Source organism: Hydrocarboniphaga sp., assembly GCF_965279055.1.
Classification (GTDB): Bacteria; Pseudomonadota; Gammaproteobacteria; order Nevskiales; family Nevskiaceae; genus Hydrocarboniphaga.
Genome location: NZ_OZ257125.1, coordinates 710,748 through 736,895, shown reverse-complemented (window position 1 = coordinate 736,895; position 26,148 = coordinate 710,748). Strand labels below are relative to the sequence as shown.

The window sequence follows — 26,148 nt, the reverse complement described above, 5'->3', positions numbered from 1 at the left end:
CCGTGTCGTGTCGTCTCGTCTCTTGGGAATCGACTTAGCCGGTATCGAACTTCGGTAGTCTCGGCGTGTTGGAACCGGACGGCGACCTGATCAAAGCGATTCAAAAGACCAGAACCGGCTTGATTGCGAAACCCTGCTCCGACGCCGACGCGGCTTCGTTGATCCGATCGAACGGGAACTTCCTGATCAGCCGGTCGAACGGAAACTTGCCGGCCTTGTACAGCGCGATCATCTGCGGAATGAAGGTCTGCGGATCGGCGTCGCCCTCGGTTATGTAGCGGATCACGGTCCCACGGATCAGCATGCTCAGCATGTTGGCCGGCAGCATCGCATCGGGCGGCGGCACGCCGAGCAGGCCGAGCGTGCCATTGGCCAACGTCGTTTCGACCGCCACTGCGATCACCGCCGGATTGCCGGTGGTGTCGAGCGCGTGATTGACGCCACCACCGCTGAGTTCCTTGATTTTGGCGAGCACGTCGGCGGTCGCCCTGGGATCGATCACGTGTGCGGCACCGAGTTCGAGCGCGAGTGCGCGGCGCTCGGCGTTGGGCTCGACGACGATAACCGTGCCGGCTTCCACAGCGCGGGCACCGAGCAGCGCGCTGAGGCCGACCGCCCCGCCACCGAAAATCGCCAGTGCCTCGCCCGCTTTCAATGCGAGCGAATTGATCACCGCACCGGCCCCGGTCTGGATGCCGCAGCCGAGCGGACCGAGCAGTTCCAGCGGCACGCTGGTGTCGACACTGACGGTATTGCGCTCGTGCGCGATCGCATACGAGGCGAACGAGGACTGGCCGAAGAAATTGGCATGCACGCTATGGCCTTTCTGGCTCAGCGCGGTGCTGCCGTCGGACAAGCGCACGCCGGCAAAATTGCTCGCCATGAAGTTGTAGCAATAGGCTGGCTTGCCCTGGTTGCAACTCGGGCAATCGGCGCAGGAATTGAAGCTGAGCACGACGTGGTCGCCGGGCTTGACCCGGCTGACTTTTGCGCCGATCGCCTCGACGATGCCCGAGCCTTCATGGCCGAGCACGATCGGCGTCGGCACCGGCAGATGGCCGGCACGCACGACGATGTCGGAATGACACATGCCAACGGCGGTCATGCGCACGCGTACCTCGAAGTCGCGCGGCGCTGCGACGTCAACCTGCTCGATGGTGAAAGGCTCGCCCGCCTTGCGGACGACGGCAGCGGTGGCGCTGACGGGCTGGACTGTTGAGTTCATGCGGTTCTCCTCTAAGCTCGGCCGGGCTCAGCCCATCACATAGGTGGATTTGAACTGCTGGTAGCCGCCGATGGCTTCCGGCCCGAGTTCGCGGCCGAGGCCACTGGCCTTGATGCCGCCGAACGGCGAACCCACTGAGGGCACGTAGCCGTTAATGCCGATAGTGCCGGTCTGCACTTGCTTGGCCACGCGCGATGCGCGCGTCGGATCAGTGCTCCACACCGAGCCGCCGAGGCCGTAGACCGAATCGTTGGCGAGGCGAATCGCCTCGGCCTCGTCGTTATAGGGAATGATCGCCAGCACCGGCCCGAAGATTTCTTCGCGCGCCACCGTCGAGCTGTTCGACACGTCGGCGAACACGGTCGGCTGCACGAACCAGCCGCGCTCGGTTCCTTTCGGACGGCCACCGCCGGCGACGACTTTGCCGCCTTCGGCCTTGCCCTTGGCGATGAAGCCTTCGACCCGCTGGCGATGCAGCGACGAGGCCATCGGGCCGACATGGGTTTGCGCGTCTAGCGGATTGCCGACCACCAGTGACGACGCGGTCGAAGCGATCGCGTCGACGATCTCCTTGTAACGGCTCGCCGGCGCGAGGATGCGCGTGCAGGCGTAGCAGGTCTGGCCGTTGTTCATCAGCGAGGTCATCGGCAGGCCCTGCGCGACGGCGCCGATGTCGGCGTCGTCGAGAATGATCGACGCGGACTTGCCGCCGAGTTCCAGGCTCACCGGACGCAGCAGTTCGCCGCAGGTTCGGGCGATCGCACGGCCGGCCGCGGTCGAACCCGTGAACGCGACCTTGTCGACGCCAGGATGTGAAACCAGGTACGCGCCGACTTCACGGTCCGCCGCGACCCAGTTGATCACGCCGGGCGGCACGCCGGCTTCGAGCGCCGCCTCGGCGAGCACGTAACTGTCGAGCACGGTGCCCGGCGAGGGCTTGATCACCAGCGTGCAGCCGGCCGCCAGCGCCGGGCCGATCTTGCTCATCGCCAGCACCACCGGGAAATTCCAGGGCACGATCGCAGCGACCACGCCCAGCGGCGCGCGACTGACTTCGGTGCTCTTGCCCATCTGCGATTCGCGCGTCTCGTCGCCAGGCAACGCCGCGGCCAGCTGTGCGTAATACGCGAGCAGGCCGAAAGATAATCCGGCCTCGAACGGGCCGCTAAGTGCGATCGGCATACCGTTCTGCATGCTCACAGCCGCTGCGACATCCCCGGCGCGCTTCTGCAATACGGCGAAGTAGCGCAGCATGATCTCGCTTCGCTGCGCGGCACTGGCATTGGCCCATTCGCCGACTTCGAAGGCGCGCCGTGCGGCGGCAACTGCGCGATCGATATCAGCCTCGCTGCCCTCGGGCACGTGGCCTATCAATTGCTCGGTCGTGGCGTTGATCAACTCAAAACGGCGATCGCTCGCCGGCTTGACCCATTCACCACCGATGAAAAAGGCGTTGCGGCTGGTTTCCAGTGCCATGTTGCGTCTCCTCTTATGACGAGCGCCGTCTGGCGGCGCCCTGGTGGCGATGCTCGAACGGCTTGCGCCTCAGGCGCGCGCGGCGATGTCGTCGCGCAGCACGCGCTTGGCGACTTTACCGCTGGGCGTCACCGGCAAGCTGCTGACGAAGTGGATTTGCTTGGGGACCTTGTAGCCGGCGATGTGCTGGCGGCAGTGCTCGATCAGATCGGCCGCACTGAGTTGCTGATCCGGCAGCAGCACCACGGCGGCGACCACGCGCTCGCCCCATTTGTCATCGGCAACACCGATCACGGCGCTCATGTTGACCGCCGGATGCCGCTGCAGCGCCTGCTCGACTTCGGTGGAATACACGTTCTCACCGCCGCTGACGATCATGTCCTTGATCCGGTCGACAATGTAAAAGAAACCTTCTTCATCCCGCTTGGCAGCGTCGCCGGTGCGATACCAGCTGCCGCTGAAACTGGCGGCGGTGGCTTCGGGCTGATTCCAGTAGTGGCTGAAGATCGTAGGCGTGCGCACCCAGAGCTCGCCAATCTCGCCGTGCGGCAGATCATTGCCCGCCGGATCGACCACGCGCAGTTCCATCAGCGGCATCGGCGTGCCGCAGGACTTGAGTTTCTGCTCGTCGTCGAGCCGATGCTGTTCCGGTCGCAATAAGGTCACCTGCCCGGACAGCTCGGTGCCGCCGTAGAACTGCATGAACCGGCATTTGAGCTGTTTCAGTGCGCGCTTCAGCAAAGTCGAGCTGATCGACGAGCCGGCATACATCACCAGGCGCAGCGAGGACAGATCGGCGGTCGCGGCGCGCGGATGGTCGAGCATCATCTGGATCGCGGTCGGCACCAGCGCGCAGATCGTCGGGCGATCGCGCTCGATCAGATCGATCAGCTTGCCCGGATCCAGCGCCGCCAGGATCGACACGGTCGATCCGTTGTACAGCGACTGCAACGCCAGTGCAGTGCCGACCAAATGAAAGTTCGGCATCACCATCAGCATCACGTCGTCCTGCTGCCAGCTCAACGCCGGCTCCAGGTGTTCGCAAAGGCGCATGTAGTTCAGCGCCTGATGCGAGATGCACACGCCCTTGGGCTTGCCGGTGGTGCCCGAGGTGTAGATCAGCAGCGCGGTCTGGCGTGGATCGATCGCGGCACTGACCGCAGGCTGCGATGCGGCCGCAGCCAAGCGCGCGTCCAGCTCGCTGTCGCCGCTGCGCGCGGAGTCCGCCTCGATCAGCGTGAACGTCAGCCCGGCGAGTTCCTTCGCCGCCTGCGCCATCGCCAGGAATTCGCGATCGGCGACCACCAGGCTGAGCTGCGCGTCGGCCATCACCGAAGCCAGCTCCGGCACCGCGAGTCGCCAGTTCAGCGGCAGCAGCGCGCAGCCGGCGCGCATCGCGCCGAACAGCACCTGAAAATACAGCGCCGAGTTCTTACCGATGAAGCCAACGTGTGCGGCTTCGGCGACACCCGCCGCGTTGAGCACACCGGCGAAACGCGCGGTGTTCTTCTCCAGCTCGGCGAAGCTCAGCTGGCCCGCAGGATCGACCAGCGCGATGTGCTGCGGCCGCTCCTGTGCATGGATACTCGGAATCTCCGCTAGGTTGCGGATGTCGGCGTGGCGCCACATGGCGATTCTCCCCCCGCTGCTTGTCGTTATGAGTTACCGCGTTTTGTTAGCCGCCGCCGGCTCAGAGTCCCTTGAACTGCGGCTTGCGCCTGCCGGCAAAAGCGGCGATGCCTTCGCGCGCATCGGCTCCGCCGGTCAGGCGTATCAGCGCCTGGGCCTCGTCTTCGAGCTGGGCTTCGAACGGTTGCTGCAGCGAGGTGCGGAACAGGCGGCGAATTTCGCCGTAGGCGCGGGTCGGGCCGTCGGCCAGCTTCAACGCGGCTTCCTCGGCACGCTTGAGCAGATCCGTGTCGTCGACCATGAAGTCGATCAACCCGGTTTTCTCGGCTTCTTCTGCACCGATGACTTCGGCGAGCAGCACGAAGCGTCGCGCGCGACCGATGCCCATGCGCGATGCCAGGCCGAAGGTCGCACCGGCGTCGCAGCTGTAGCCGAGCTGAGCATAGGCCGAGCCGAAGCGCGCCGAGCGCGCGCCGAACACCAGATCGCAATTGGCGATCAGCGCCAGCGAGCCGCCCATCGCGGTGGCATGCGCGGCCGCGACGATCGGCACGTCGAGCCGCGCCAGCCGCGCCAGCGCCATGTGCAGGTCCGCGGTCCACTGGCGGATGCGCTGCGGCAGGACCTCGAGATCGCGCATGAACGCCTGGATGTCGCCGCCTACGCTGAAGAAGCGCCCGCCGGAAGTGATCAGCAGCGCGCGCACGTCGCCGCGGTTGGCGATTTCGGTGGCGGCCAGCAGCAGGTCGCGGCACAGCGGCCCGTCCATCGGGTTGCCGCGTTCGCTCTGCGTGAAATGCAGCCGCGCCAGCGTGCCGTCATAGCGCAGATCCAAGGTCTCGTAGGCCATGGCCGCCTCAGATGCCGATGGTCGCGGGACGCGCCGATCCGCTGCGCTCGTAGCTTTCGTTGAACCAGTCCGGCCAGCCGGCGCGACGGTTCTGCGCGGCGGCGAGCGCCCGTTCTTCCGGCGTCGCGTATTCCAGATCCCAGCGCTTCAGCGCCGGCATAATCACCAGGTGATGCCAGACCGGCGGCAGCAACGCGGTCAGAAAGCACACGAACACGCTCGGCATTTCGATCGACTGGCGATGCGGCTTGAGTGCGTAATACGGCTGGTAGGAATTCTGGTGATGGTCGGCATGATTGGTGATCTCGAACGTCGAGGTGCGCGATAGCCAGCCCAGGTGATTCCACACATGACGGCGGCCGATGGTCGCGCCCGGCACCCGCACCAGGCCGTAGTGCTGGAAGTAGTTGAACGACTCGACCCAGCAGCGCGCAATCAGCTGCGCGCCGAGCGCGCACAGCACGCCCGTCCAGCCGCCGATCGAAAACATCACCACGTGAAACAGCAGCAGCGCCAGCGCTGCGCGATACGCGCGATGGCGGATATTCCAGCTGCTCAGGCCGCGTTTGCGCAGCGCCTCGGCCTCCTTATTGAACGCGTAGCGCGTGCTCTCGAGCACCGAGTTGGCGGTGAACAGATAGAGATTGCGGCCGCGCGGTGCGGTGTCGCCATCGTCGACCGTCGCCACGTCGATGTGATGACCGACGACGTGGCCGATGTCGCGCGTGCAGTCGAGGATGCACAGATGCGCGTAGTGACCGACGGTGCGCGCGATGCGGCCGCGCATGTGATAGAGCTCGTGTGCGGCCGGGATCAGCGGAATCACGCTCATCCAGGCAACGCTGAGTATCGCGCCGAACAGCTGCACGCCGCTGAGTTGCGAGTGAGTGACGCGCCAGACGAGCAGGCCGTACAGCAGCACCGGACCGACCGAGCAGATCCAGATCGGAATGTTCGCCAGCGTCGGCGAGCCGATACGGCGCGTGCTGTAGTCGCGCGGCAACAGTGAATCGATCACCGCCAATGCGGGGAACGTGGCAACGCCGAGCCAGACCCAGTCGCCGCCGAGGCTCAAGCCGACAGTGGCGGTGGCGAGGATCGCGACCGGCACCCAGTACTTCAAATAGTCCGTCATGGTGGTCTCCTCCACTCAAATATGAACATTGTGTTTATTCTTAATGATCATAGTGTAAGCTTTCAATAGTCGTATGTGTTCAACTGATAGACGGTCGTTATGCAAACTAAAAAGGGACGCAGCGCGACATTCCGATAACCAGATGAAGAGGAGAGAGCCATGCCGCTGTTCCACCCCGAAGCGCTAGCGGGAAAACGCATCCTGGTCACCGGCGGAGGCACCGGCCTGGGTAAGGCGGTGGCGACGCACCTGGCGCGACACGGCGCCGAAGTGCATCTGTGGGGACGCCGTCAGGAAGTGCTCGACGCGGCGGTCACCGAAATCAGTGCGCAGAGTCCGGGCAAGGCGTTCTGCCAGTCGGTCGATATCCGCAAGGCGGAACTCGTCGACGCCGCGATCCAGCAGATCTGGGATCGCCACGGCCCGCTGACCGGCCTGATCAACAACGCGGCGGCGAACTTCATCGCGCCGACCAAGGACATCAGTCCGCGCGCGTTCGAGGCGATCACCTCGACCGTGATGAACGGCGCGTTCAACACCACCAACGCGATCGGCCGGCGCTGGATCGACCAGGGCCTGAAAGGCTCGATCGCCTCGACCCTGGTGACCTGGGTGTGGACCGGCTCGGCCTTCGTCTGCCCGTCGGCGATGGCCAAGGCCGCGGTCCATGCGATGACCATGTCGCTGGCGGTGGAATGGGCGCGCTACGGCATCCGCATCAACGCGGTCGCGCCTGGCCCCTTCCCCACCGAATACGCCTGGCAGATGCTCAATCCGACCGGCGAGTCCTCGGTCGGCGCGACCCAGGCCAGCGAAGTGCCGATGGGCCGTTACGGCGAACCGGAGGAACTCGGCAACCTGATGCTGCTGCTGATGAGCGACGGCTGCGACTACATCACCGGCGCCTGCATCGCGATCGACGGCGGCCACCACCTGGCGGCGCCGTCGACTTTCGCCGGCCTGACCAAGCTCAGCGACGCGTCGTGGAAGGAAATACGCGATGCTTCCCAGGCGGCGAGCGCCGCGGCCAAGGCGCAACGCTCGGTCTGATGCCGACCGTGCATGGATGCGGCCACCCGCGGCAGGGCACACTAGGCGGTATCGCATCCACCGAGCCGGAGCCCGGGTTTTGATGGCAACGCTGACACCTCGCACCACGCGCCGCACGCGCGCCAAGCACGGCGGCCGCAAGGAGACCGTGGAAGAACGCCTGCTCGCGGCGATGGAGCGGCTGCTCGAACGCGGCCTCAAGTTCGGCTCGCTGACGGTCGAGCAACTCGCCACCGAAGCCGGCATGTCGCGCGGCACCTTCTACCTGCACTTCAAGGACAAGGGGGAGCTGGTCGCGCGGCTGATGGGCGTGGTCACCGAGGAGATCGTGCAGAGCGCCGGCGCCTGGCTCGCCTACGCCGACAAGCCGCAGCGCAAGGACATCGAAGCCGCGCTGTGGGGCGTTTCCGGCGCGTTCAAGAAGCACCGCACGATCATCGCCGCGCTCAACGACACGGCCTCGTCCGATCCGGCGGTGGAAGCGCTGTACATGGAAATGATGCAGACCATCTGCACGCGCTGCCGCCACTCGGTCGCTGCCGCGCGCCGCGACGGCGTCGCGCGGCCCGGCGCCAACGACGCCGTCGCCGACGCGCTGTCGTGGATCGTGGTGCTGTACTTCGGCCGCTTCGCCGCGGTACGCGAAGGGGACGAGTTCGAGCGTCTGACCAAGGCGGTCACGCATATCTGCGCGACCGCAGTGTTTCTCGACCCGGGCGAAGTGCCGGCCGAGCCAGCGCAGGCGCCCACCGCCAAACCGATCAGCGCGCGACGCCGTTCCTGAATTCGCGCGGCGTGCAGCGCTGCAGCGTCTTGAACGCGGCGGAGAAATGCGACTGGTTGGCAAAGCCCAGTTCCTGCGCGATGTAAGCCAGATCCAGATCGGACTGCTTCAGCATCTGCCGAGCGCGCGCGATGCGGCGTTGTGTCAGGTACTGGTGAAACGACGTACCGGTGGCGCAGCGAAATGCGCGGTTGAAAACAGCGCGGCTGACGCCGGCATGCGCGGCGACATCGTCGATGTTCAGCTTGCTACCGAGGTGCGTATCGACGAACGCCAGCAGCGTATGGAGTTCGGCATGGCCGATGCGGCCGGATGCATCGGGGACTTCGTCGGTATCGATCGCCGCATTACGATGCGCCAGATGGCAGAGCAGCGCGTCGCTGAGCTTGTCGACGTAATCCGGTGAAGGCGCATGGCCCCGGCGCGCGACGCGCAGCAGCGCCTGCATGCTGGCGCTGGCGTAGGCATCGCGGAACGCGAACGGATGTGACCCCGCCAAGGCACGCGTATCGAGGCCGCTGCGCGGCACGTGCAAAGTCACAAGGCTGATGCTGCCGGCGGTGCGGAATTCGGCGCGGCGTCCCGGCGGTAACACCGTCACCAGTCCGGGCATCGACACCGTCCGGCTTAGACCCGCGCCGGTAACCGCGCGAACCTGGCGCGAGCCGCCCAGATGCAGCGCGACGATCAGGTCGTCGGTCTCGGGCAGCGCGAAACCGTCCATTGGCGGCGTGCGCCAGCTGTAGACGCCGAGCGGCGCGCGGCCGGCCGGCTCACTGATGCGCTCGGGTTTCACGCGAAACGCGCTCTGCATCGCCTGTGCCGATGGCAGGTGCAAGGTGTGCCGGTGCAGTGCTGAGTTCATGCGCGCAACCCCGTAGGCAGCTGATCCGATTCTAGTATGGTTTTCGATCCGCTTTTGATAGATCGCCGCCCCGCGCGTCGCACACTACCGAGACCAGAAGAACCGAACATCAGGAGCGCGCGATGAAGAACCCGACACCGTCCACCGACTACGCGATGTGGAAACTGCTCGCCTGGTGCGGGCCGATTTTCATGGCGATCTTCTTCGTGCTGTGGGGCCTGCTGGCGAAGAATTTTCCGCCGCGCGGCGCCAATCTGTCGCCCGACGAAATCTATGCGCACTATATCGAAAACGGCATGGCGATCCGCATCGGCATGTCGGTTTGCATGGTCGGCGGCGCGTTCTACATGGCCTGGGGCTGCGCGGTATCCAAGCTGATGCGCAGAGTCGAAGGGCCCGAAGGTGTGCTCTCCAACCTGGAACTGATGGGCGCGACCGCGACCTTCACGCCGATCCTCATGGCTTGCGGCATCTGGCTGATCGCCAGCATGGAAGCTGCGGCGCTGGGCCCGGCCTGGGTACACATGATGTATTCGTTCGGCTGGATGGTCGTCGACCTCGCCTACATGGTGACTAGCTTCCAGATCTTCGCGGTGGCGATGGTCTTCATGCGCGACAAGCGCGAAAAGCCGCTGATGCCGAGCTGGGTCAGCTGGGAAGGCTTCATCACCGTCGCCTCGTTTTTCCCGGTCAGCCTGATTCCGTTCTTCAAGAGCGGGCCGTTCGCGTTCCACGGCCTGTTCAATTTCTGGATCGCCTTCCCGACTTGGTACATCTGGGTATCGGCGGTGAGCTTCTACACGATCAAGGCGATCCACAAGCTGGAGCAGGAAGAAGCGCAGACTCAGCCGATCGACGATCACCATCCGCAGTCAACGCCGGCCTTCGTGCGCGGTTGATCGCCAGCGATGATCGAGCGCATCGCGGCCGCAGGCCGTGCCCGGCGGCTGCCCGGCATTGAGGGCGTCTGGGTGTTCATCGCCGCGGACTTGGCGATCTTCGGCTTGCTGTTCGTGTCGTTCGCGCTCGATCGTCAGGAACAGGCCACGTTGTTCGAGCATTACCGCCGCCGGCTCGACGCAAACTTCGGGGGCATCAACACGCTGATACTGCTGAGCAGCTCCTATCTGGTGGCGCTCGCGGTGCAGGCGGCAAAGGCCGACCAGCGCCGACGCGTCGCGCGCTACCTGGCCGGCTCGCTTCTGTGCGGCTTCGCGTTCGGCGTGTCGAAAATCGTCGAATACCGCCGCGAAATCAGCGCCGGCTTTTCGCCGGCGACGAATGATTTCCTGATGTACTACTTCACGCTGACCGGCATCCATCTCATGCACGTGATCGCCGGCTGCGTTGTACTGAGCGTGCTACTGAAGAACGCGCGCCGCCAGGCTTACGGTCGCGACAGCCTGTGCGGCCTGGAGACCGGCGTCAGCTACTGGCACATGGTCGATCTGCTGTGGCTCCTGATCTTTCCGCTGCTATACCTGATGCGATGAACCGCGCCGACGCACCTACGCCGCTTCACCGGCAGCCGCTAAGCTGGGTCTGGCTGGCACTAATGGCCGCGACCGCGATCAGCACCTGGGGCGTGTCGGCGCCAGGCTTGCCGGCGGCGCCTTCGCTGATCGCGACCCTGCTGATCGCTGCGTTCAAGGCGCGGCTGGTGCTGCTGCATTTCATGGATCTTCGCGACGCGCCGTGGCGCTGGCGCGGCGTGTTCGAAGCCTGGATCCTGATCATCACTGCAGCGCTGCTGGCGATCACGCTGCAGCGCTGAACTAGTCGTCGTCGTCACCCGGCGATACGCCGAGGGCGACCATGTCGTGCTTGACCATCGCCAGCATGCTGCCGAGCTCCTTGCGCTGACCCGCCGACAGGCTGCCGAGGATGCGATTGCCGAACTGGCCGGCGAGCACCGACATCTGGTGAATGATGTGATGCGCCGGCCGCACCAGATAGACGCGCTTGACGCGCTTGTCCAGCGGGTCGTCGCGACGCTCGACCCAGCCTTCGGACTCGAGCTTATTGAGCATCACGCCGACCTGGGTCTTCTTGATGTCGAGCATCACGGCAAGCTTGGCCTGGACCATGCCGTCGTGGCGCGACAGCTCCGCCAGGATCGACCACTGCAGGCGATTGATGCCGAGCGGGCGCATGAAATCATCGTAGGCGCTGCGGTGCAGGCGCGCGACGTCGTAGATCAGAAAGCACAGGCGGATGCTCTCGCGATAGGCGTCGCTGGCATCCTCCAGGCCGTCGACCGCATCGGCCTTGGATAGGCTCCTGGTCGGGCTGGGCTCGGGCAGCCCGTGCATCGATCGCATCGCCGCGATGACACGCGTCATCCGAGCCGTGTTCTGGGTTTTGATGATTCGCGCCATTCTCTAACTTGTTGGATAGCGGACAGCCGCCACAGCAGCGGCGCCGGGTGCATGACGATTCTATGCGTTTACGGCCGACCCTTGCCTGCCGCCGCAAACCCGAGGCTTGCATTGACGCGCTCGGATTGTCCATAGCCGGCGTCGCGGCGGGCTGCGAACGCGCTTATCCGGCCGCGCGCCGGGCGCGCATGTGCTCAAGGTACGTGCTCGGCCACATGAACTCGGACCAGCCAACCCCGGTACGGCCGTTGATCTCGCAGATCATCGCGCCTTCGTTGAGAACCGTGTGCGGGCCTGGCACAAGCGGAAAATGCGCATAGTTGTGGGCGGTCATTTTTGTGATGCGGCCCGCCGAGTCGTGCAGCTGCAGCTCGATGTGGGTCTGGTTGCACTGGTCATCGACGGCGAAATCGATCACCAGATCGTCGACCTCGGCGATCACGCCTTCGCTGAGCACGTAGCCGCGCAGCTCGACCTTTCCGCGCGCATAAAACTGCCAGAAATGCAGGCACAGGTCCGGGCCGGCCTGCGCGTGCAGCCACTTCCAGTGCTGCGGCATCTGCCAGTCGCGCGTACCCCAGCTGTGATCGCGCGCGCCGAAGGAGTCGAACGCGATCTCGCGCGCGCCGATGCGCACCGTGCCGTGCACGCGGCCGGCCTGCTCGATGCGGTTGGTCGCCGCGTAATCCGGGCAGCCGTCGGGATGAAAGCCATAGGCGTAGGGTCGATGCAGCGCGTCGAAACGCGCATGAATGCCGGCGCGCTCGCCTTCGAGGCGCAACTCGGCTTTGTTGAACTGCAGGTCGTGTTGGAGGTGCACGGTGCCGACGCGCCAGTCGTCGAAGTTCATGACCTCGGGCACCTTGATGCCGTCGACGGCTTCTGCGATCGGCGCGTCGCCCACGCCCTTGCCGAACAGCACGAAAGCCGAGCCGGCTAGTGAATCCTTGTTGACCCAGGTATAGCAGAACGCGGCGATCTGCTGATCGGGCAGCACGAAGGTGTACGGGATCGACTCGCGCTCCAGCGGCAGATCGCGCAGCCGGTGACGGCCGTCGTTGGCCGGATCCAGCGTCGGCAGATTGCGGAACGGCAGCGTCGTACGCATGAAAAACCTCGCTATGACGTCAGCGCAGGCGGCGCAGCGGCGCGCCGCCTGAGAAAATAGAAAGCCCCCGACACGATACCGGGGGAGAGTGCGGTCGGAGGGGTACCGGCCGGCATGAAAGTCGCAGGCCCGGTGACGCAGCGACGCGCGCGGCGTCACCGGGCGAACATCACCGCTAGTTGAACGGCGTCGTCTCGGCGGCGGCTGGCTCAGCCGACCCCGCAGCAGCAGGCTCGACTACGGCCGGCTCGGCGGGCGCTGCCGCTTCCGCCGGCGCTTCCATCGATGGTGCCGGACCTGCGCTCGACACCGGCGGCATCGCGTCGCTGCCGGTGATCTTCAGCTCGATGCGGCGATTCATCTCGCGCCCTTCGTCGGTGTCGTTGTCGGCCACCGGCTGGGTTTCGCCGTAACCGACTGCGGTCATGCGGCGCGCCTCGATGCCCTTGTCGCTCAGATAACGCTGTACCGAGTGGGCGCGCTGCTCAGACAGCCGCTGGTTGTACTCGTCCGAGCCCTTCGAGTCGGTGTGCCCGCCGATTTCGAACAGGATATTCGGGTGCGCGATCAACTCGTCGCTGACGCCATCGAGAATGACTTTGGCGTTCGGCGTCAGGCGCGACTTGTCGAACTCGAAGGTCACGCCCTGCAGCACGATCAGGTCACCGGTTCCGCAACCCGCCAGCGACATGCGCTCGCCCGGTAACGGCGCCCTGCACGGATCGGTTTCGTCGTTGTCTTCCTGCGAACTGCAGCCGGCGTCGGCCGGGAAGTCGATCTTGCCGTCGCCATCGTTGTCCTTGCCGTCGGAGCAGGCCGGTGGATCGGTTTCGTCATCGTCGTCGGCGCTGCCGCAGCCCGGATCGGCCGGATAGTCGGACTTGCCGTCACCGTCGTTGTCGGCGCCGTCGGAGCAGGCCTTGGCGATTGGCACCACGGCGGCCACTTCGGGCGGCGACGCCGGCGGCGGCGTCAGGCCGATCGGCAGATACAGGCCGACATTGACCAGCACCGGCTCGAAGCGGCGAGGCGCGTCGATATCGATGTCGCGATCGTTGTATTCCTTCTCGCGGCGACCGACGCGATAACGCGCTTCCGCGCGGATCGCGAAGTCGTAGCGGCCGACCGACAGCGGCAGCAGGTAGCCGACACCGCCATCGACGTTGACGGTGTTGAAGTGCAGCTTGTCACCGTCGGCCTTGTAGTCGGTGTACTGAATGCCGGACAGGCCGATGGTGCCGTACAGATTCGGCAGGCCCTGGAACGGGAACAGCAGGCCGTTGACCGCAATGCCCTTGAACGTGCCCGGCTTCTGCTCGCCATACGTCGGCGCGATTTCCATCGCGTAGAAGTTACTTCGATAGCCACCGGCAAGTATGCCGCCGTAGCCGTTGTCGAGCGGCGTCTTGTCGGTTGGGAATACGCCGCTGGCCATGGGCGAGACGTAGGCGCCCTTATAGAACGGCGTAGGCGCATCGTCGGCTGCTGCCGTTGAAGCGTGGCCGAGAAGTCCGATGAACAGGGCGCTGGCTAGCGCCAGGCCGAGGCTGTGCGCGCGGCGAGAGTCATGCATGGTTGAGATTTCCGTAGCCGGTTCTTGATCGTGGCTGCAATCCTTGGGGCGATGGGCGTTCATGCTCAGAACTCCCACGAAACGGTGGCGCCGTAGGTGATGGGCGGCGCGATGGTGAACACGCCACCGAAGTCGGTCGAGATCACGCCCTGCGTATAGAACTTGTCGGTGAGGTTGTTACCGAACACGCGAATGCCGAGATGCCAGGGCGTGTACTGATAGCGCGCGTAGGCGCCGACCAGGCCGTAGGACTTCTGCTCGTAGTTCGGATCGTTGGACGCGCTGTAGTAGAAACCACTGTTGTAGTAGTAGTTGGAACCCAGCTCGATTTCATTGTTGCCTTCAACCCACAACTTGCTCAGCGACACCGTGCCCGAGAACTTCGGCGTGCGCGTCTGGCGGTTGCCGCTGAAGTCGTTGTTCGGGCTGAACAGGCCGGTGGTCTTGCTGTAGCCCGCCGCGCTGGTATACGTGCCGAACTTCGCATCGATGAAGGCACCGTTGAGCGACATCGCCAGGCCGTCGATCAGGTTCGGGAACAACTCGGTGGTCGCGTCGAAATCGATACCGGTGGAATGTGCCTTCGGAGCGTTTTCGAAAGCCAGAGCGCCACCCGAAGCCAGCGATACGTACTGCGTCTGCAGGTTCTTGATGTCGTAGCGAAACAGCGCGGCACTGACACGCGTCAAACCATCGAACAGCGAGGTGCGCAGGCCCAGTTCATAGGCCGTGGTTTCCTCCGGCTTGATGTACTGCGGCGGCAGGTAGATCGCGAACGCATTGAAAGCGGCGGCTTTCTTCGCCGTCTGGTAGGACGCGAACACCAGCGTGTCGTCCAGGAACGGATGGAAGTCGACGGTGACTTTCGGGAAGAAGCCCTTGGTGCGCTTGTGGTTGGGCACGACGTTGCCATCGGCGTCACGCGCGTTCTGCCAGACGATCGGCGGACGATCCAGCAGGGTTTCGCCGATCGCGGTCTGGAATGCGACGACATCGATGCTCGAGCGATACACGCTGCGTTCTTCGTTCTGGTAGCGGCCGCCAAGCGTCAGCGACATCCAGTCGGTGAACTTCATCGTGCTTTGCAGGTAATAACCGGCCGACTGCGTTTCGATGCGCGCGACAGCGCGCACACGATACGCTCGGCCATCCGGCAGTGCGCCGCCGGCGATCTGCGCAAGCAGGCCGTTCGGACCGAAGGCCTCGGTCAGCTGGTCGATGGTGCCCTGCGGCAGGAAGTCGGTGTACGAGGTGCCGAATAGCAGACTAGACGGCGATGTCGGATCGAAGTTGGCGACCGTGACTTCCACCGGGTTGAAGCCCTGGATGTTGTGGAACAGGAATACGCCGCCGGTAAGCTTGAGCCAGTCGTCATACGGCATCGAATCGTTGGAGATCAGCTGCAGTTCGCCCTGTCGGATGTCCGCCGGATGGCCGGGCACATCGAACGACACCAGCGGTTCGGGCGAGCTGTCGAAGTCGTAGTTGTAGAGAAGACTGTCGTGCTGCTGGCTGCCGAGCAGCTTCACGTCGACCCAAGGCGCGTTGTAAACGATCTGGCCACTGAACAGCTGCGTATCGGAGACGCCGTATAGGCGCTCATCGGATTCGACCGCACGCGGATTGTCCGGTGCCTGGATACCCGCAAGCTGTCCGAGAGGGCTTGGATGGAGGTTGACGCCAGCCGCACCGTTGCCCTGATTCCGGGTGCGCACCATGCCCAGCGTGATATCGAGCTCATCCAGCGGCGCCCAGCGCGCCTTGACGCGAACACCCTGGCTAATTTCGTCTCGCGGTTTCTGTCCCGCGGTGGTGCCCTCCAGGTACGACTCGGCATTGGAGTAATACGCGCTCAGGTTCATCGCGAAGTTGTCCGTGATCGGGACGTTCGTATAGATGCGCGGCTTGAGCAGGCCGTCGTTGCCGACGGTCATCTCCAGGCTGGTCGACGGAGCGGCAAAATCCGGCGCCTTGCTGGTGACGCTGATCGCGCCACCGACCGCGTTGCGTCCGAACAAGGTGCCCTGCGGGCCCTTCAGCACTTCGACTCTTTCGACGCCGGCGAAATCCTGGATGAAGGTCGGAGAGAACGGGAAGTACACGCCATCGACATAGCTCGCGATACTTGGATCGGCGGTCAGGAACGCTTCGGTACCGATGCCGCGCAGAAAGATCGTGGCATAACCTGCCTGGCTGCCGACGTCGAGACTGGGCACCGCGCGGGTCAAGCCCAGCTGGCTTTCGATACCGCGCGCAGCCAGGGCTTCCGGGCTAAAAGCCTGGATCGAGATCGGCACGTTGGCGAGTTTTTCTTCACGCTTCTGCGCGGTGACGATCACCTCTTCGACCAACGCGCTGCGCGCGCGCTCGCGTGTCGGTTCAGCCTCGGCAGGCGCGTCGGCGGGCGGCGCCGCAGGCACCGAAGCGGCGACATCGCCGCTCGGCGGAAGCGGCTCGCTGCTGGGTTCCGGCAGCGCAGCAGCAGGCGAATCGGCGGCGGCGGCAGCTCCGCTAGCGTTCGTTGCATCGGTTGCACCGAGTTCCTCCGTGCCGGTGTTCTGCTGCGCCAGCGTCATTGATGAGCTGAGCAGCACGCTCGCGGCGAGCGCCCCTTCTAGTAGTCGCATACGTTCTCCATGATGTTTTTTGTACGACACACGCATTGCGGCGGTCGGGACCTTCAAGGCCCAACCACGTTTTTCTTACGAATGTGAATGGCCGACCGCAAACGGGTTGCCTGGCGGCGCCAACGAATTGGTCGACAGGCGTGATGCGGGCGCTGCGCTGTTGCTCATATTCTCTCTCCCATCGCACGACGTGATACAGCTGTTGCAGCTGTCTGGAGAGGTGGCGCGGCGCTCCTGGCCGATGCACGCAGCGGGCTGCGATCTCGGCGCGGCCCATGACCGGGGAGATTCGGCAGCCAGACATCGGCTGCGCGACATCCACGACCAACAGGCATCAGAATTACGGCGACACTCCTCCAGGCACACGCTCCGGCCTTCGTTGGGCCGTGAGCTGTTTTAAGTCATCGAACTTATAAATTAGAGAAATATCCCATGTCAAGAACCAAAAACGCCGATAATTTACCTATTGGTAAAAATATTATTAAGTCAGTTGACATAAATAGGGAGGCGGCAGAAACTCGGCGCCCTAAAGGGGAAACGATGAAAAAAGCTTCGTCCGCCGACTCGGTCGCGAGCGATGCTCCAGCTGGAAAGAGTGAGCGCACTCGCATGGTCCTGATTCATTCTGCAGAGAAACTGTTCGGCGACTTCGGCATCGATGCCGTCGGTCTGCGCGCGATCAGCCAGGCCGCGCACCAGAAGAACAACAACGCCGTGCAGTACCACTTCGGCAACAAGCTTGGCTTGCTGGCGGCGATCTTCGAACTGCGCGAGGGACAGTTACAGCCGCAGCGTCAAGCGATGATTGAGCAGGCCGATGCCCAAGGCCGCCTCAACGACCTGCGCTGGATTCTCCGCATCTGCTTCGAGCCGAATTTCCGGCTGTATCGCGATTTGCACCAGATCAGCTATCTGAAGCTGCATGCCGCGTACCTCGCGACTCACAGGCCGCGCGGCGTACTGCATCCGATCGATTACGAAAGCCCCAACAGCGCCAGCTATCGCGCCGCGATCGAATTGCTGCGCAAGCGTCTTTCGTTTCTCGGAGAACGCCGCCTGTGGCTGCGTTTGGAAGCAGTCGGAACGATGTTCCTGAACACCTTCATCCAGCATGCCGGACGCCGCGATGAATTGAATTTGCCGATCGACGAATTGTTCGACGACACGATCGAAATGATGGCGGCCGCGATAACAGCGCCGCCCAACGTCGCCATGTAGACGCATGGCGGTAACCCGTCCTCGTTTTTCTGCAGCGAAGGACATGATTGGAGGAAGACAGATGTCAGATAGCGAAAGCGTGGTCTACACCCATTGGTTTGCCGAGCCGTCGGCAACCGATCTGGACATAGTCGGCGGCAAAGGTGCGAATCTCGGCCGCATGACGCAGAAAGGCTTCGACGTGCCGCCGGGCTACGTCGTCGGCACCGCGGCTTATACGGCGCACATCGCCGGGATCAAGGACCGCGTCGTATCGATGCTGTCGAAGGTGAACTACGCCGATGCCGATGCGCTGGACAGGGCCGTCGCCGAAATCCGCAGCCTGATCACCTCCACCGAGGTGCCAGCAAATATCGCTGACATCATCAAGGCCGACTATGCCAAGCTCGGCGATCAACTTTACGTCGCCGTGCGCTCCTCCGGTACCGCAGAGGACCTCGACGGCGCCTCGTTCGCCGGCCTGCACGACACCTATCTGGACATCCGCGGTGGCGACGACGTCATCGACGCGGTCAAGCGCTGCTGGGCGAGCCTGTGGACCGCGCGCGCGGTTGCTTATCGCAAAACCCAGGGCTTCACGCTGTTTCCGTCGATCGCCGTGGTCGTGCAGATGATGGTCGAATCCGAAGTCGCCGGCGTGATGTTCACCGGCAACCCGATCAACACCGCCACTGACCAGATCTTCATCAACGCAAGCTGGGGCCTTGGCGAAGCCGTGGTATCGGGTATCGTCACGCCCGACGAATACATCGTGCGCGACAAGAGCCTGAAGGTGCTAAACCGCACGCTCGGCACCAAGAAAGTCATGGTGATCCGCAATCCGGACACCGGCAAAGGCACTGTCCACGCCGACGTGCCGGAAGCCAAGTCCGCCGTGTTCACGTTCAACGACGATCAGGTCGGGCAGCTCGCCGCGATCGGCGTACTGATCCAGAAAGCCTACGACGGCTTCCCGCAGGACATCGAGTGGGGCTATGCCGGCGGCAAGTTCTACGTGCTGCAGTCGCGCCCGATCACCGGCGTCGAATTCTCCTGGGACTCGGACGTCACCGAAAGCGTCCAGGGCAACGACGACGCGGTGCGTTTCGATACCATCTGGTCACGAGTTTTTCCTGAGGAAATGTGGACTGGCGCGATTTCGCCGCTGATGTTCTCGTGGCGCTGCTGGGGCCTGAACCAGTGCCATAGCGTCGGCGTACAGGTGGCCGGCTTCCCCGAGCAGGACTACTCCTCACGCCGCCTGTGGACGTATTACAAGGGCGTGTCGTACTACAACGTCGAAGCGGATCTGGAGCGCATCAAGGGCTCGATCCCGCCGCAGCTGCGGGCCGGTATGCTGCACAAGATTCCAAAGATGTACCACGAAGAAGCGATGGCCGCGCCGTTCGACTGGGAGCGCTACATCGAGTTCTTCAACCGCACCGAAACCATGCGTCCGGACATGGGCCTGGCCTGGTGGAAGGCGATCCGCGACAAGTTCATCAAGAGCCCGGACTATCGCAACTACACGCGCCCGCGCACTCGTGCTGAACTCGGCGCGATGTCCGACGCTGAGGTCAAACAGCTGCTCAGCGACGTCATCCGAGAAGAAGTCGCGTCCTACGATCCGCCATGGTACGGCCTGCTCTGGTACATGGGCGAAAGCCTGGGCTGGATCGGCTGGATCACCGAGAACTGGTACACCGGCGGCCGTCCGACGATCTTCATGGACCTGATGACCGGCACGCGCCATCCGACCATCACCGGCATCGAGAATCACGCATCGTGGGAACTGGCGAACTTCATCTACAAGTCGCCGGAGCTGCTGTCGCTGTTCGAGAAATATCCGGACGAGCGTTTCTTCAATTTCCTGGATCAGTGCGTCGACGGCCCGGCGTTCCGCAAGAGGTACGAAGAGCACGTGCGGCTGCGCGGCCATCGCGGCCACCCCGACCGCGACATCTACTTCGACCGCCGCGCCGACAGCATCATGGTCGACTTCCGCATGCTGCCGGGCCTGATGGGCATGCCCGATCCGCTGATCATGGAAGAGAAGATGCGCGCCAAGCTCGAGGAGACGATCAAGCACGTTTACGACAACCTCAAATCGCAGCCGGGCATGGGCGTGTTCAAGGCCAAGCTGTTCCAGTTCCTGATCGACTTCTCGCACAACAGTCTGGAGTTCCGCGACAACGAGCGCGAAGTCATGGACTGGTCGACTTACTGCATCAAGCTCGCGTTCGAGGAAATCGGTCGCCGCTGCGTCGAGCGCGGCGGCCTGAATCACTACAAGGAAGCGTATTTCCTGACCATGGACGAGCTGTACCTGGTGCTCGAAGGCAAGGAGAACAAGCGCCTGACCCGTGCCAAGATCGACGTGCGCGGCAAGAACTTCCACAAGATCGACAAGAAGCAGGTGCATCCGGCGCCGTTCATCCAGGGTGGCCGTCCGGCGCCGATCGACGAGCCGGAAATCTCCGGCGACGGCGTCCTGCGCGGCAAGACCACCAGCACCGGCAAGGTCACCGGCATCGCGCGCGTGGTGCATGAACTGTCGCAGATCGGCCGCGTCAAGAAGGGCGAAATCCTGATCGTGCATGCCACCGACCCGGGCTGGACGCCGGTGTTCATGCTGATCAAGGGCATCGTGCTGGAAACCGGCGGCCTGATCTCGCACGGCGCGCTGCTGGCGCGCGAATACGGCCTGCCCGGCGTGCAGATCGAGGGCGCGCTGCGCCTGGTGCCGGACGGCGCGATGATCACACTCGACGGCGACAAGGGCCTGGTCATCATCCACGGCGATGACGACGAGGTGCTCGACCAGGCGGCCTGAGCCACTGGCTGAGCGGTAAAACGGCCCGGCCCTTTTGCGCATGCAAAGGGCCGGGCTTTTTTTGTGCGTACAGGAGCATCTCATGCTAAACCGCGCTGCCCCGGCGGGTGCTGATCGCCGCGGCATTCGGCACCGCTGCATTCGCCGGCAGCGACCGCCTGTCAATGGAGCCTGCGCCTGTCATGGTCGCCGCAGTACTGCGGCCGCAAGCCTTCTTCCAAGGAATCCCAATGCACCGGCACGCGCCTGCTGCTGTCGCGCTGGCTGGTACCCGTTTCGGCCAGCAGCTATTGCGGCTGCCGCGACGCCACACCGCTTAAGGCCGAGGTGGCCGAACACTTATCCCTGGCAACAATGAATCGCACGGCCGTAAGAACTGTGCGGTCAGCAGGGCGGCTGCATCGACGACGCGCAGCGCTATTTCAGGCTGTTCGATCTAGCCGGCCGCCGCGTCTCGGTGCCGCTAGAGCTGAGCCGCGAGGATTTACCGGCGGCGCTCAATCGTGTGGATATCCTGAGGCTGTTCGAGCAGCATAATCCCGAGCTTAACGTAGACGCGATCGCACTGCGCTGCTCGCGTCAGCGGCTGGACGAGATCGAAATCTGTCTCGATGGCCGCATGCAGTTCAGCCAATTTCCGGTCAGCGCTGACACCAGCTGTGGCGGAGACGTGCGGCTGCGCGCCAATTGCACCACGAAACGCTAGCAGCGCAGGTCGCCATCCATGCTGACCATGGATGATGCCCTTCATGCGGATAGGGCAACGCCAGCGCGGGAGCTGCTACCTGAGTGGACAACAGCGGCTGCTACCACTTGAGTCGCAAAAAACCGCGTGTAGTCCCAATCAGCTGCCGACCTGCAGTTTTCCTTCCGGCAGCTTGGCGACAACCGGAGACTCCGACTTGTTGCGGCTCATCACGTCACGGAACAGCGAGCGGCCGATGATGTGCTTCATGATCTCGATCGAACCACCGGCAATCTTGACGATGCGCGCATCGGCAAAAGCGCGTGCGATCGGGTATTCCCACATGTAACCCCAGCCGCCGAATAGCTGCAGACATTCGTCGGTGACTTTGCAGTGCAGGTTCGATAGCCACATCTTGGCCATCGCGGCATCGACTTCGTCGAGCTCGCCATCCATGAATTTTTTGATGCAGTGATCGGTAAATACACGCCCGATCACCGCCTCGGTTGCCAGCTCGGCCAGCTTGAACTGGGTATTCTGGAATTCGCCGATGGTGCGGCCAAAGGCCTTGCGGTTGCCGGTGTATTCCACCGTCAGTTCAACCAGATGTTCCGACACCGTGGCCGAGCGGATCGCCTGCGCCAGACGCTCCTGCGCCAGCTTGGTCATCATCAGCTGGAAGCCTTCGCCTTCCTTGCCGAGCATGGCGCTCGCCGGTACGCGCATGTTGTCGAAGAACAGTTCCGAGGTGTCCTGCGCCTTCAGGCCGAGCTTGTCCAGATTCTTGCCGCGCTTGAACCCTGGCGTCGAAGTGTCGACCAGGAACAGCGTAATGCCCTTGCCGCCGGCGACGCTGTCGGTCTTGGTCGCCAGCACCAGGACGTCGCACAGCTGACCGTTGGAGATGAAGACCTTCTGCCCGCTGATGATGTAGTGGTCGCCGTCACGAACGGCGCGCGTGCGGATGTTGCGCAGATCCGAGCCGGCATGGGGCTCGGTCATGCCGAGAGAACCGATCGCGGTGCCGTCGACCATCTTCGGCAGCCAGTGCTTTTTCTGCTCTTCGGTACCGAACGACTTGACGTAAGTGGACACCAGATCGCAGTGGATCAGGAATCCAGGACCGGTGAAGCCGCTGCGCGCCATTTCCTCGAACACCACCACGTCGAACAGATAGTCCAGGCCCAGGCCGCCGTACTCCTCGGGTATCGTGCAACACAGCAGGCCGGCCTGGCCCGCCTTCAACCACAGTTCGCGAGGCACGACGCCGTCTGCTTCCCACTGGCCGTGATAAGGCGCGATTTCCTTATCGATGAACTTGCGCACGGAATCGCGGAACATCTCGTGCTCTTCCCGGAACAGATTGCGTTCGAACATCTAGCGACTCCAGATTCGGGGCGGCTTGTCGCCGCCAATTATTTTGTATGAAGCCATATCATTTGGATAGCCTGGCTTCATCTCCCCCCTTGAAACCAGGTCGCCTGACCCGGCAGCCAACCGCCGCTTCAATAAGACTTGGGCTGGTCCAGCACTTTTTCCGCGATAAAGCTCATGATCATCTGCTCGGTAACCGGCGCGATGCGGGTAACCGTGACTTCGCGAAGCAGGCGCTCCACGTGATATTCCTTGGCGTAACCAAAGCCGCCCAAGGTCAGTACCGCCTGCAGGCAGGCGTCGTATCCGGCGCGCGCACCGAGGAACTTGCCGGCATTGGCTTCGGCGCCGCAGGGCTGATGCTGGTCGTACAGCCAGGCGGCCTTGGACACCATCAGATACGCCGCTTCCAGTGCCATCCACTTTTCCGCCAGCGGATGCTGAATGCCCTGATTCATGCCGATCGGGCGATCGAACACGATGCGCTCGCGCGCGTACTTTGAGGCGCGGCGCAGGGCGTCTTGCCCAATCGCGATCGCCTCCACGCCGATCAGCACGCGCTCCGGATTCAGGCTGTGAAGGATGTAGCTGAAACCCTTGCCCTCTTCGCCGATCAGATCGGAGTCGGGAATGAACAGGCCGTCGATGAAGATCGAATTGGAATCGACCGCCTTGCGGCCCATCTTCGGGATCTTCTTGACCTCGATCTTGGAGCGATCCAGGTCGGTATAGAAAACGCTGATGCCGTCGGTGGGCCGCTTGCAGTCTTCTATCTTGGTAGTGCGCGTCAGCAACATGATCTTGTTGGCGACCTGCGCGGTCGAGGTCCAGACTTTTTGACCGTGCACAATGTAGCCGCCGGGCACTTTCTGCGCGAAGGTCTTGATCGCGGTGGTGTTCAGACCGGCGTTCGGTTCCGTCACGCCAAAGCAGCACTGATCCTGGCCGGCCACCAGTCGCGGAATCCAGCGTGCTTTCTGGTCCGGCGTACCAAACACCACGATCGGATGCGGACCGAACAGGTTGATATGCACAGTGGATGCGGATGCCATGCCGCCGCCGTGGCTGGCGACCTCATGCATCATCACCATCGCCTCGGTCACACCCAGGCCGCTGCCGCCGTATTCTTCCGGCATCGTCAGACCGAGCCAGCCGCCGTCGGCCATCGCGCGATGGAATTCGCGCGGGAATTCGCCGTCGTCATCGCGGGCCAGCCAGTACTCGTCGCTGAAAGAGCGCACGACACTGCCAACGCCCTCGCGGATCGCCGGATGATCGGGATTAACTGCAAAGTCCATCAAAAACTCCAGGGCCACTTAAACAGACAACGATCACGGGAACCTTCCGACGGCTCGCAGCTTGCGGCCGTCGCGCCGCGCGATTTTGGGTCAGATTTTTTCTAGCCTTCTGACTCAGTCATGCGGACTCCCGCCGTCACGATCCGATTCGTACGATACCATACCTCTTCAATACGATATTCGTCCATACTAGTTTTATCAGTCCTGGCTTTTTTGTTTCCCAAACAAGCGTCGGTTGCGGCTTGCATCTCGACTCGGAGCAACCATGGACGCATACTAGTAGCTACACATACTATATTTTGGGACGCCCGGACCGATTCCAGGCGCTCATCGGTCAACAGGAAGGAGAATTCTCTTGCGCGGTCTAAAAGATAAAGTCGCCCTGGTCACGGGCGCTGCGAGCGGTATCGGCCTGGCGATCGCAACGCGGCTTGCCGAAGAAGGCATGATCGTCGGCGTGCTCGACATGAATGCGGAAGCCGCGGCGAACGCCGTCGCAAGCATCAAGGCCGCCGGCGGGACAGCAGAAGCCGCGATCTGCGACATCACCGATTACGAAGCGGTCAAGAAGGGGGTTGCCGAGATCGAAGCCAAGATCGGCCCGACCTGGGCGCTGGTCAACAATGCCGGCTGGGACAAGCCGATGCCGTTTCTGAAGACCACGCCGGATTTCTGGAAGAAGGTCGTCGACATCAATTACATGGGGCCGCTGCACATGACGCATGCCGTCGTGCAGGGCATGGTCGCGCGCGGCGGCGGCCGCGTGATCTTTATCGCCAGCGACGCCGGCCGTGTCGGCAGCAGCGGAGAAGTGGTCTATTCCGGCACCAAGGGCGCGACGATCGCTTTTGCCAAGGCACTGGCCCGTGAAGTGGCGCGCAAGAACGTGACGCTGAACTGCGTCGCGCCCGGCCCGACCAATACGCCGGCAATGGACGCCTTCGTCGGCACCGGCGAAGAAGGCCAGAAGATTCGCGATGCGATGGTCCGCGGCGTGCCGCTGGGCCGCATCGGCGAGCCGAGCGACTATCCGGGGCTGGTCGCGTTTCTCGCCAGCGACGACGCCGCCTTCATGACCGGCCAGACGATCAGCGTCTCCGGCGGCCTGAACATGGTCTGAGCCATACGGGCCGGCCACACAAACACAGCATCAAGTTCTGGGAGAAAACCGATGAGCGAATTCAAAGACATTATTTACGAAGTCGGCGCCAACGCCGTGCGCATCACCATCAACCGCCCGGAAGTATTCAACGCCTTCCGCACGCAGACGGTCGAGGAGCTGATCGTCGCGTTCCGTCGTGCGGACGAGGAAAAGAGCGTCAACACGGTGATTTTCGGCGGCGCCGGCGACAAGGCTTTCTGCACCGGCGGCGACCAGAAAGTGCATCTTTCCGAAGACGGCCTTTACGGACCGCGCGGCATGGTCGGCCTGCCGATCGAGGAACTGCAGAGCGCGATTCGCGATTGCCGCAAGGTCGTCATCGCGCGCGTGCAGGGCTTTGCGATCGGCGGTGGAAACGTGTTCGCGACGATCTGCGATCTGACCATCGCCTCGGAGAAAGCGCAGTTCGGCCAGGTCGGCCCGAAAGTGGGCTCGGTCGACCCGGGCTTCGGCACCGCGTATCTCGCGCGCATGGTCGGCGAAAAGAAGGCGCGCGAAATCTGGTTCCTGTGCCGCCGCTACAAAGCCCAGGAGGCGCTGGAAATGGGCTTGGTCAACAAGGTCGTGCCGCACGACGATCTCGACGTCGAGTGCGAAGCCTGGGCTGCCGAGATCAATCTGCTGTCGCCGACCGCCATCGCGATCGCCAAGCGCTCGTTCAACGCCGACAGCGAAAACATCCGCGGCATCAGCTTCATGGGCGTAGCCGCGGTCAAGGGCTATTACCAGTCTGAAGAATCCAAGGAAGGCGTGCGTGCCTTCAACGAGAAGCGCAAGCCGGACTTCAAGAAGTTCGTCTGAGGCACGCTGGCTCTCGTCGATACGCGACGAGAGACGGGCTTTTCTTCAAGGCCTCAAACCCTCTCCCCGCCCCCCGGCCACCCTCTCCCACACCTGGG

22 protein-coding genes are annotated in these 26,148 nt (G+C 63.4%); 9 read left to right on the top strand and 13 right to left on the bottom strand.

Annotation, left to right across the window (positions count from 1 at the left end; genetic code table 11):
- Nucleotides 1-100: 100 nt before the first annotated feature.
- The 5 genes from ACQZF9_RS03465 to ACQZF9_RS03445 form a co-directional block, all read right to left on the bottom strand.
- Nucleotides 101-1,225, bottom strand: coding sequence for an NAD(P)-dependent alcohol dehydrogenase (locus ACQZF9_RS03465; RefSeq protein WP_428311880.1), 1,125 nt, complete (start codon nt 1,223-1,225; stop codon nt 101-103).
- 27 nt (nt 1,226-1,252) lie between these two features.
- The gene (locus tag ACQZF9_RS03460; protein WP_428311879.1) at nt 1,253-2,701 is read right to left on the bottom strand and encodes an aldehyde dehydrogenase; all 1,449 of its coding nucleotides are present in this window, start codon (nt 2,699-2,701) and stop codon (nt 1,253-1,255) included.
- Between the two features lie 69 nt (nt 2,702-2,770).
- The gene (locus ACQZF9_RS03455) at nt 2,771-4,330 is read right to left on the bottom strand and encodes a long-chain-fatty-acid--CoA ligase (protein WP_428311878.1); all 1,560 of its coding nucleotides are present in this window, start codon (nt 4,328-4,330) and stop codon (nt 2,771-2,773) included.
- 61 nt (nt 4,331-4,391) lie between these two features.
- The gene (locus ACQZF9_RS03450; RefSeq protein ID WP_428311877.1) at nt 4,392-5,180 is read right to left on the bottom strand and encodes an enoyl-CoA hydratase/isomerase family protein; all 789 of its coding nucleotides are present in this window, start codon (nt 5,178-5,180) and stop codon (nt 4,392-4,394) included.
- A 7-nt stretch (nt 5,181-5,187) separates the two neighbouring features.
- The gene (locus tag ACQZF9_RS03445; protein ID WP_428311876.1) at nt 5,188-6,315 is read right to left on the bottom strand and encodes an alkane 1-monooxygenase; all 1,128 of its coding nucleotides are present in this window, start codon (nt 6,313-6,315) and stop codon (nt 5,188-5,190) included.
- Nucleotides 6,316-6,474: 159 nt separating this feature from the next.
- On the opposite strand from ACQZF9_RS03445, the gene ACQZF9_RS03440 reads away from it, so the two are divergent.
- Complete coding sequence (locus ACQZF9_RS03440; RefSeq protein WP_428311875.1) at nt 6,475-7,365, top strand: SDR family oxidoreductase; 891 nt, start codon at nt 6,475-6,477, stop codon at nt 7,363-7,365.
- Nucleotides 7,366-7,447: 82 nt separating this feature from the next.
- Complete coding sequence (locus ACQZF9_RS03435) at nt 7,448-8,149, top strand: TetR/AcrR family transcriptional regulator (RefSeq protein WP_428311874.1); 702 nt, start codon at nt 7,448-7,450, stop codon at nt 8,147-8,149.
- Here the strand turns inward: ACQZF9_RS03435 and ACQZF9_RS03430 are convergent.
- Entirely contained in the window at nt 8,127-9,014 is an 888-nt protein-coding gene (locus tag ACQZF9_RS03430; RefSeq protein ID WP_428311873.1) for a helix-turn-helix transcriptional regulator, read from the bottom strand. The genes ACQZF9_RS03435 and ACQZF9_RS03430 overlap by 23 nt on opposite strands.
- A 122-nt stretch (nt 9,015-9,136) precedes the next feature.
- Here ACQZF9_RS03430 and ACQZF9_RS03425 point away from each other — a divergent pair, with 122 nt between their 5' ends.
- The 3 genes from ACQZF9_RS03425 to ACQZF9_RS03415 are packed head-to-tail and all read left to right on the top strand — an operon-like array spanning nt 9,137 to nt 10,788.
- On the top strand, nt 9,137-9,913 hold the full coding sequence (locus tag ACQZF9_RS03425) for a hypothetical protein (protein ID WP_428311872.1): 777 nt from the start codon (nt 9,137-9,139) through the stop codon (nt 9,911-9,913).
- 9 nt (nt 9,914-9,922) lie between these two features.
- The gene (locus ACQZF9_RS03420; RefSeq protein WP_428311871.1) at nt 9,923-10,507 is read left to right on the top strand and encodes a cytochrome c oxidase subunit 3; all 585 of its coding nucleotides are present in this window, start codon (nt 9,923-9,925) and stop codon (nt 10,505-10,507) included.
- Entirely contained in the window at nt 10,504-10,788 is a 285-nt protein-coding gene (locus tag ACQZF9_RS03415; RefSeq protein WP_428311870.1) for a cytochrome C oxidase subunit IV family protein, read from the top strand. Before ACQZF9_RS03420 ends, ACQZF9_RS03415 begins: the two co-directional genes overlap by 4 nt.
- A 1-nt stretch (nt 10,789) precedes the next feature.
- Here the strand turns inward: ACQZF9_RS03415 and ACQZF9_RS03410 are convergent, their stop codons facing one another.
- From ACQZF9_RS03410 to ACQZF9_RS03395, 4 genes are all read right to left on the bottom strand, one after another.
- Entirely contained in the window at nt 10,790-11,392 is a 603-nt protein-coding gene (locus ACQZF9_RS03410) for a MarR family winged helix-turn-helix transcriptional regulator (protein WP_428311869.1), read from the bottom strand.
- A 163-nt stretch (nt 11,393-11,555) separates the two neighbouring features.
- A complete protein-coding gene (locus ACQZF9_RS03405) occupies nt 11,556-12,500 on the bottom strand; it encodes a DUF7064 domain-containing protein (RefSeq protein ID WP_428311868.1) in 945 nt (314 codons plus the stop codon).
- Between the two features lie 175 nt (nt 12,501-12,675).
- The gene (locus ACQZF9_RS03400) at nt 12,676-14,073 is read right to left on the bottom strand and encodes an OmpA family protein (RefSeq protein ID WP_428311867.1); all 1,398 of its coding nucleotides are present in this window, start codon (nt 14,071-14,073) and stop codon (nt 12,676-12,678) included.
- Between the two features lie 65 nt (nt 14,074-14,138).
- A complete protein-coding gene (locus ACQZF9_RS03395; protein ID WP_428311866.1) occupies nt 14,139-16,700 on the bottom strand; it encodes a TonB-dependent receptor in 2,562 nt (853 codons plus the stop codon).
- Nucleotides 16,701-17,240: 540 nt separating this feature from the next.
- On the opposite strand from ACQZF9_RS03395, the gene ACQZF9_RS03390 reads away from it, so the two are divergent.
- Together ACQZF9_RS03390 and ACQZF9_RS03385 are read left to right on the top strand one after the other, a co-directional pair.
- Nucleotides 17,241-17,918, top strand: coding sequence for a TetR/AcrR family transcriptional regulator (locus ACQZF9_RS03390; RefSeq protein WP_428311865.1), 678 nt, complete (start codon nt 17,241-17,243; stop codon nt 17,916-17,918).
- A 61-nt stretch (nt 17,919-17,979) separates the two neighbouring features.
- Nucleotides 17,980-20,730: a PEP/pyruvate-binding domain-containing protein gene (locus ACQZF9_RS03385; RefSeq protein ID WP_428311864.1), complete on the top strand. Its 2,751-nt coding sequence runs from the start codon at nt 17,980-17,982 to the stop codon at nt 20,728-20,730.
- 484 nt (nt 20,731-21,214) lie between these two features.
- On the opposite strand, the gene ACQZF9_RS03380 is transcribed toward ACQZF9_RS03385, so the two are convergent.
- The 3 genes from ACQZF9_RS03380 to ACQZF9_RS03370 form a co-directional block, all read right to left on the bottom strand.
- Nucleotides 21,215-21,481 carry a hypothetical protein gene (locus ACQZF9_RS03380; protein WP_428311863.1) on the bottom strand — a complete coding sequence of 89 codons (267 nt, stop codon included), beginning with the start codon at nt 21,479-21,481 and terminating at the stop codon, nt 21,215-21,217.
- Nucleotides 21,482-21,574: 93 nt separating this feature from the next.
- A complete protein-coding gene (locus tag ACQZF9_RS03375) occupies nt 21,575-22,792 on the bottom strand; it encodes an acyl-CoA dehydrogenase family protein (protein WP_428311862.1) in 1,218 nt (405 codons plus the stop codon).
- Nucleotides 22,793-22,920: 128 nt separating this feature from the next.
- Entirely contained in the window at nt 22,921-24,087 is a 1,167-nt protein-coding gene (locus tag ACQZF9_RS03370; protein ID WP_428311861.1) for an acyl-CoA dehydrogenase family protein, read from the bottom strand.
- 355 nt (nt 24,088-24,442) lie between these two features.
- Between ACQZF9_RS03370 and ACQZF9_RS03365 the strand changes: the two genes are divergently transcribed.
- Together ACQZF9_RS03365 and ACQZF9_RS03360 are read left to right on the top strand one after the other, a co-directional pair.
- The gene (locus tag ACQZF9_RS03365) at nt 24,443-25,207 is read left to right on the top strand and encodes an SDR family NAD(P)-dependent oxidoreductase (protein WP_428311860.1); all 765 of its coding nucleotides are present in this window, start codon (nt 24,443-24,445) and stop codon (nt 25,205-25,207) included.
- Between the two features lie 51 nt (nt 25,208-25,258).
- Complete coding sequence (locus ACQZF9_RS03360; protein WP_428311859.1) at nt 25,259-26,050, top strand: enoyl-CoA hydratase-related protein; 792 nt, start codon at nt 25,259-25,261, stop codon at nt 26,048-26,050.
- Nucleotides 26,051-26,148: the final 98 nt, after the last annotated feature.

Excerpts from the sequence above, each read along its gene's own strand:
- ACQZF9_RS03450 (WP_428311877.1), bottom strand. The coding sequence starts at position 5,180 with ATGGCCTACGAGACCTTGGATCTGCGCTATGACGGCACGCTGGCGCGG.
- ACQZF9_RS03440 (WP_428311875.1), top strand. The coding sequence starts at position 6,475 with ATGCCGCTGTTCCACCCCGAAGCGCTAGCGGGAAAACGCATCCTGGTC.
- ACQZF9_RS03465 (WP_428311880.1), bottom strand. The coding sequence starts at position 1,225 with ATGAACTCAACAGTCCAGCCCGTCAGCGCCACCGCTGCCGTCGTCCGC.
- ACQZF9_RS03410 (WP_428311869.1), bottom strand. The coding sequence starts at position 11,392 with ATGGCGCGAATCATCAAAACCCAGAACACGGCTCGGATGACGCGTGTC.
- ACQZF9_RS03430 (WP_428311873.1), bottom strand. The coding sequence starts at position 9,014 with ATGAACTCAGCACTGCACCGGCACACCTTGCACCTGCCATCGGCACAG.
- ACQZF9_RS03445 (WP_428311876.1), bottom strand. The coding sequence starts at position 6,315 with ATGACGGACTATTTGAAGTACTGGGTGCCGGTCGCGATCCTCGCCACC.
- ACQZF9_RS03415 (WP_428311870.1), top strand. The coding sequence starts at position 10,504 with ATGAACCGCGCCGACGCACCTACGCCGCTTCACCGGCAGCCGCTAAGC.
- ACQZF9_RS03400 (WP_428311867.1), bottom strand. The coding sequence starts at position 14,073 with ATGCATGACTCTCGCCGCGCGCACAGCCTCGGCCTGGCGCTAGCCAGC.
- ACQZF9_RS03370 (WP_428311861.1), bottom strand. The coding sequence starts at position 24,087 with ATGGACTTTGCAGTTAATCCCGATCATCCGGCGATCCGCGAGGGCGTT.
- ACQZF9_RS03460 (WP_428311879.1), bottom strand. The coding sequence starts at position 2,701 with ATGGCACTGGAAACCAGCCGCAACGCCTTTTTCATCGGTGGTGAATGG.
- ACQZF9_RS03405 (WP_428311868.1), bottom strand. The coding sequence starts at position 12,500 with ATGCGTACGACGCTGCCGTTCCGCAATCTGCCGACGCTGGATCCGGCC.
- ACQZF9_RS03380 (WP_428311863.1), bottom strand. The coding sequence starts at position 21,481 with ATGAAGGGCATCATCCATGGTCAGCATGGATGGCGACCTGCGCTGCTA.
- ACQZF9_RS03375 (WP_428311862.1), bottom strand. The coding sequence starts at position 22,792 with ATGTTCGAACGCAATCTGTTCCGGGAAGAGCACGAGATGTTCCGCGAT.
- ACQZF9_RS03385 (WP_428311864.1), top strand. The coding sequence starts at position 17,980 with ATGTCAGATAGCGAAAGCGTGGTCTACACCCATTGGTTTGCCGAGCCG.
- ACQZF9_RS03420 (WP_428311871.1), top strand. The coding sequence starts at position 9,923 with ATGATCGAGCGCATCGCGGCCGCAGGCCGTGCCCGGCGGCTGCCCGGC.
- ACQZF9_RS03395 (WP_428311866.1), bottom strand. The coding sequence starts at position 16,700 with ATGCGACTACTAGAAGGGGCGCTCGCCGCGAGCGTGCTGCTCAGCTCA.
- ACQZF9_RS03360 (WP_428311859.1), top strand. The coding sequence starts at position 25,259 with ATGAGCGAATTCAAAGACATTATTTACGAAGTCGGCGCCAACGCCGTG.
- ACQZF9_RS03390 (WP_428311865.1), top strand. The coding sequence starts at position 17,241 with ATGAAAAAAGCTTCGTCCGCCGACTCGGTCGCGAGCGATGCTCCAGCT.
- ACQZF9_RS03425 (WP_428311872.1), top strand. The coding sequence starts at position 9,137 with ATGAAGAACCCGACACCGTCCACCGACTACGCGATGTGGAAACTGCTC.
- ACQZF9_RS03435 (WP_428311874.1), top strand. The coding sequence starts at position 7,448 with ATGGCAACGCTGACACCTCGCACCACGCGCCGCACGCGCGCCAAGCAC.
- ACQZF9_RS03455 (WP_428311878.1), bottom strand. The coding sequence starts at position 4,330 with ATGTGGCGCCACGCCGACATCCGCAACCTAGCGGAGATTCCGAGTATC.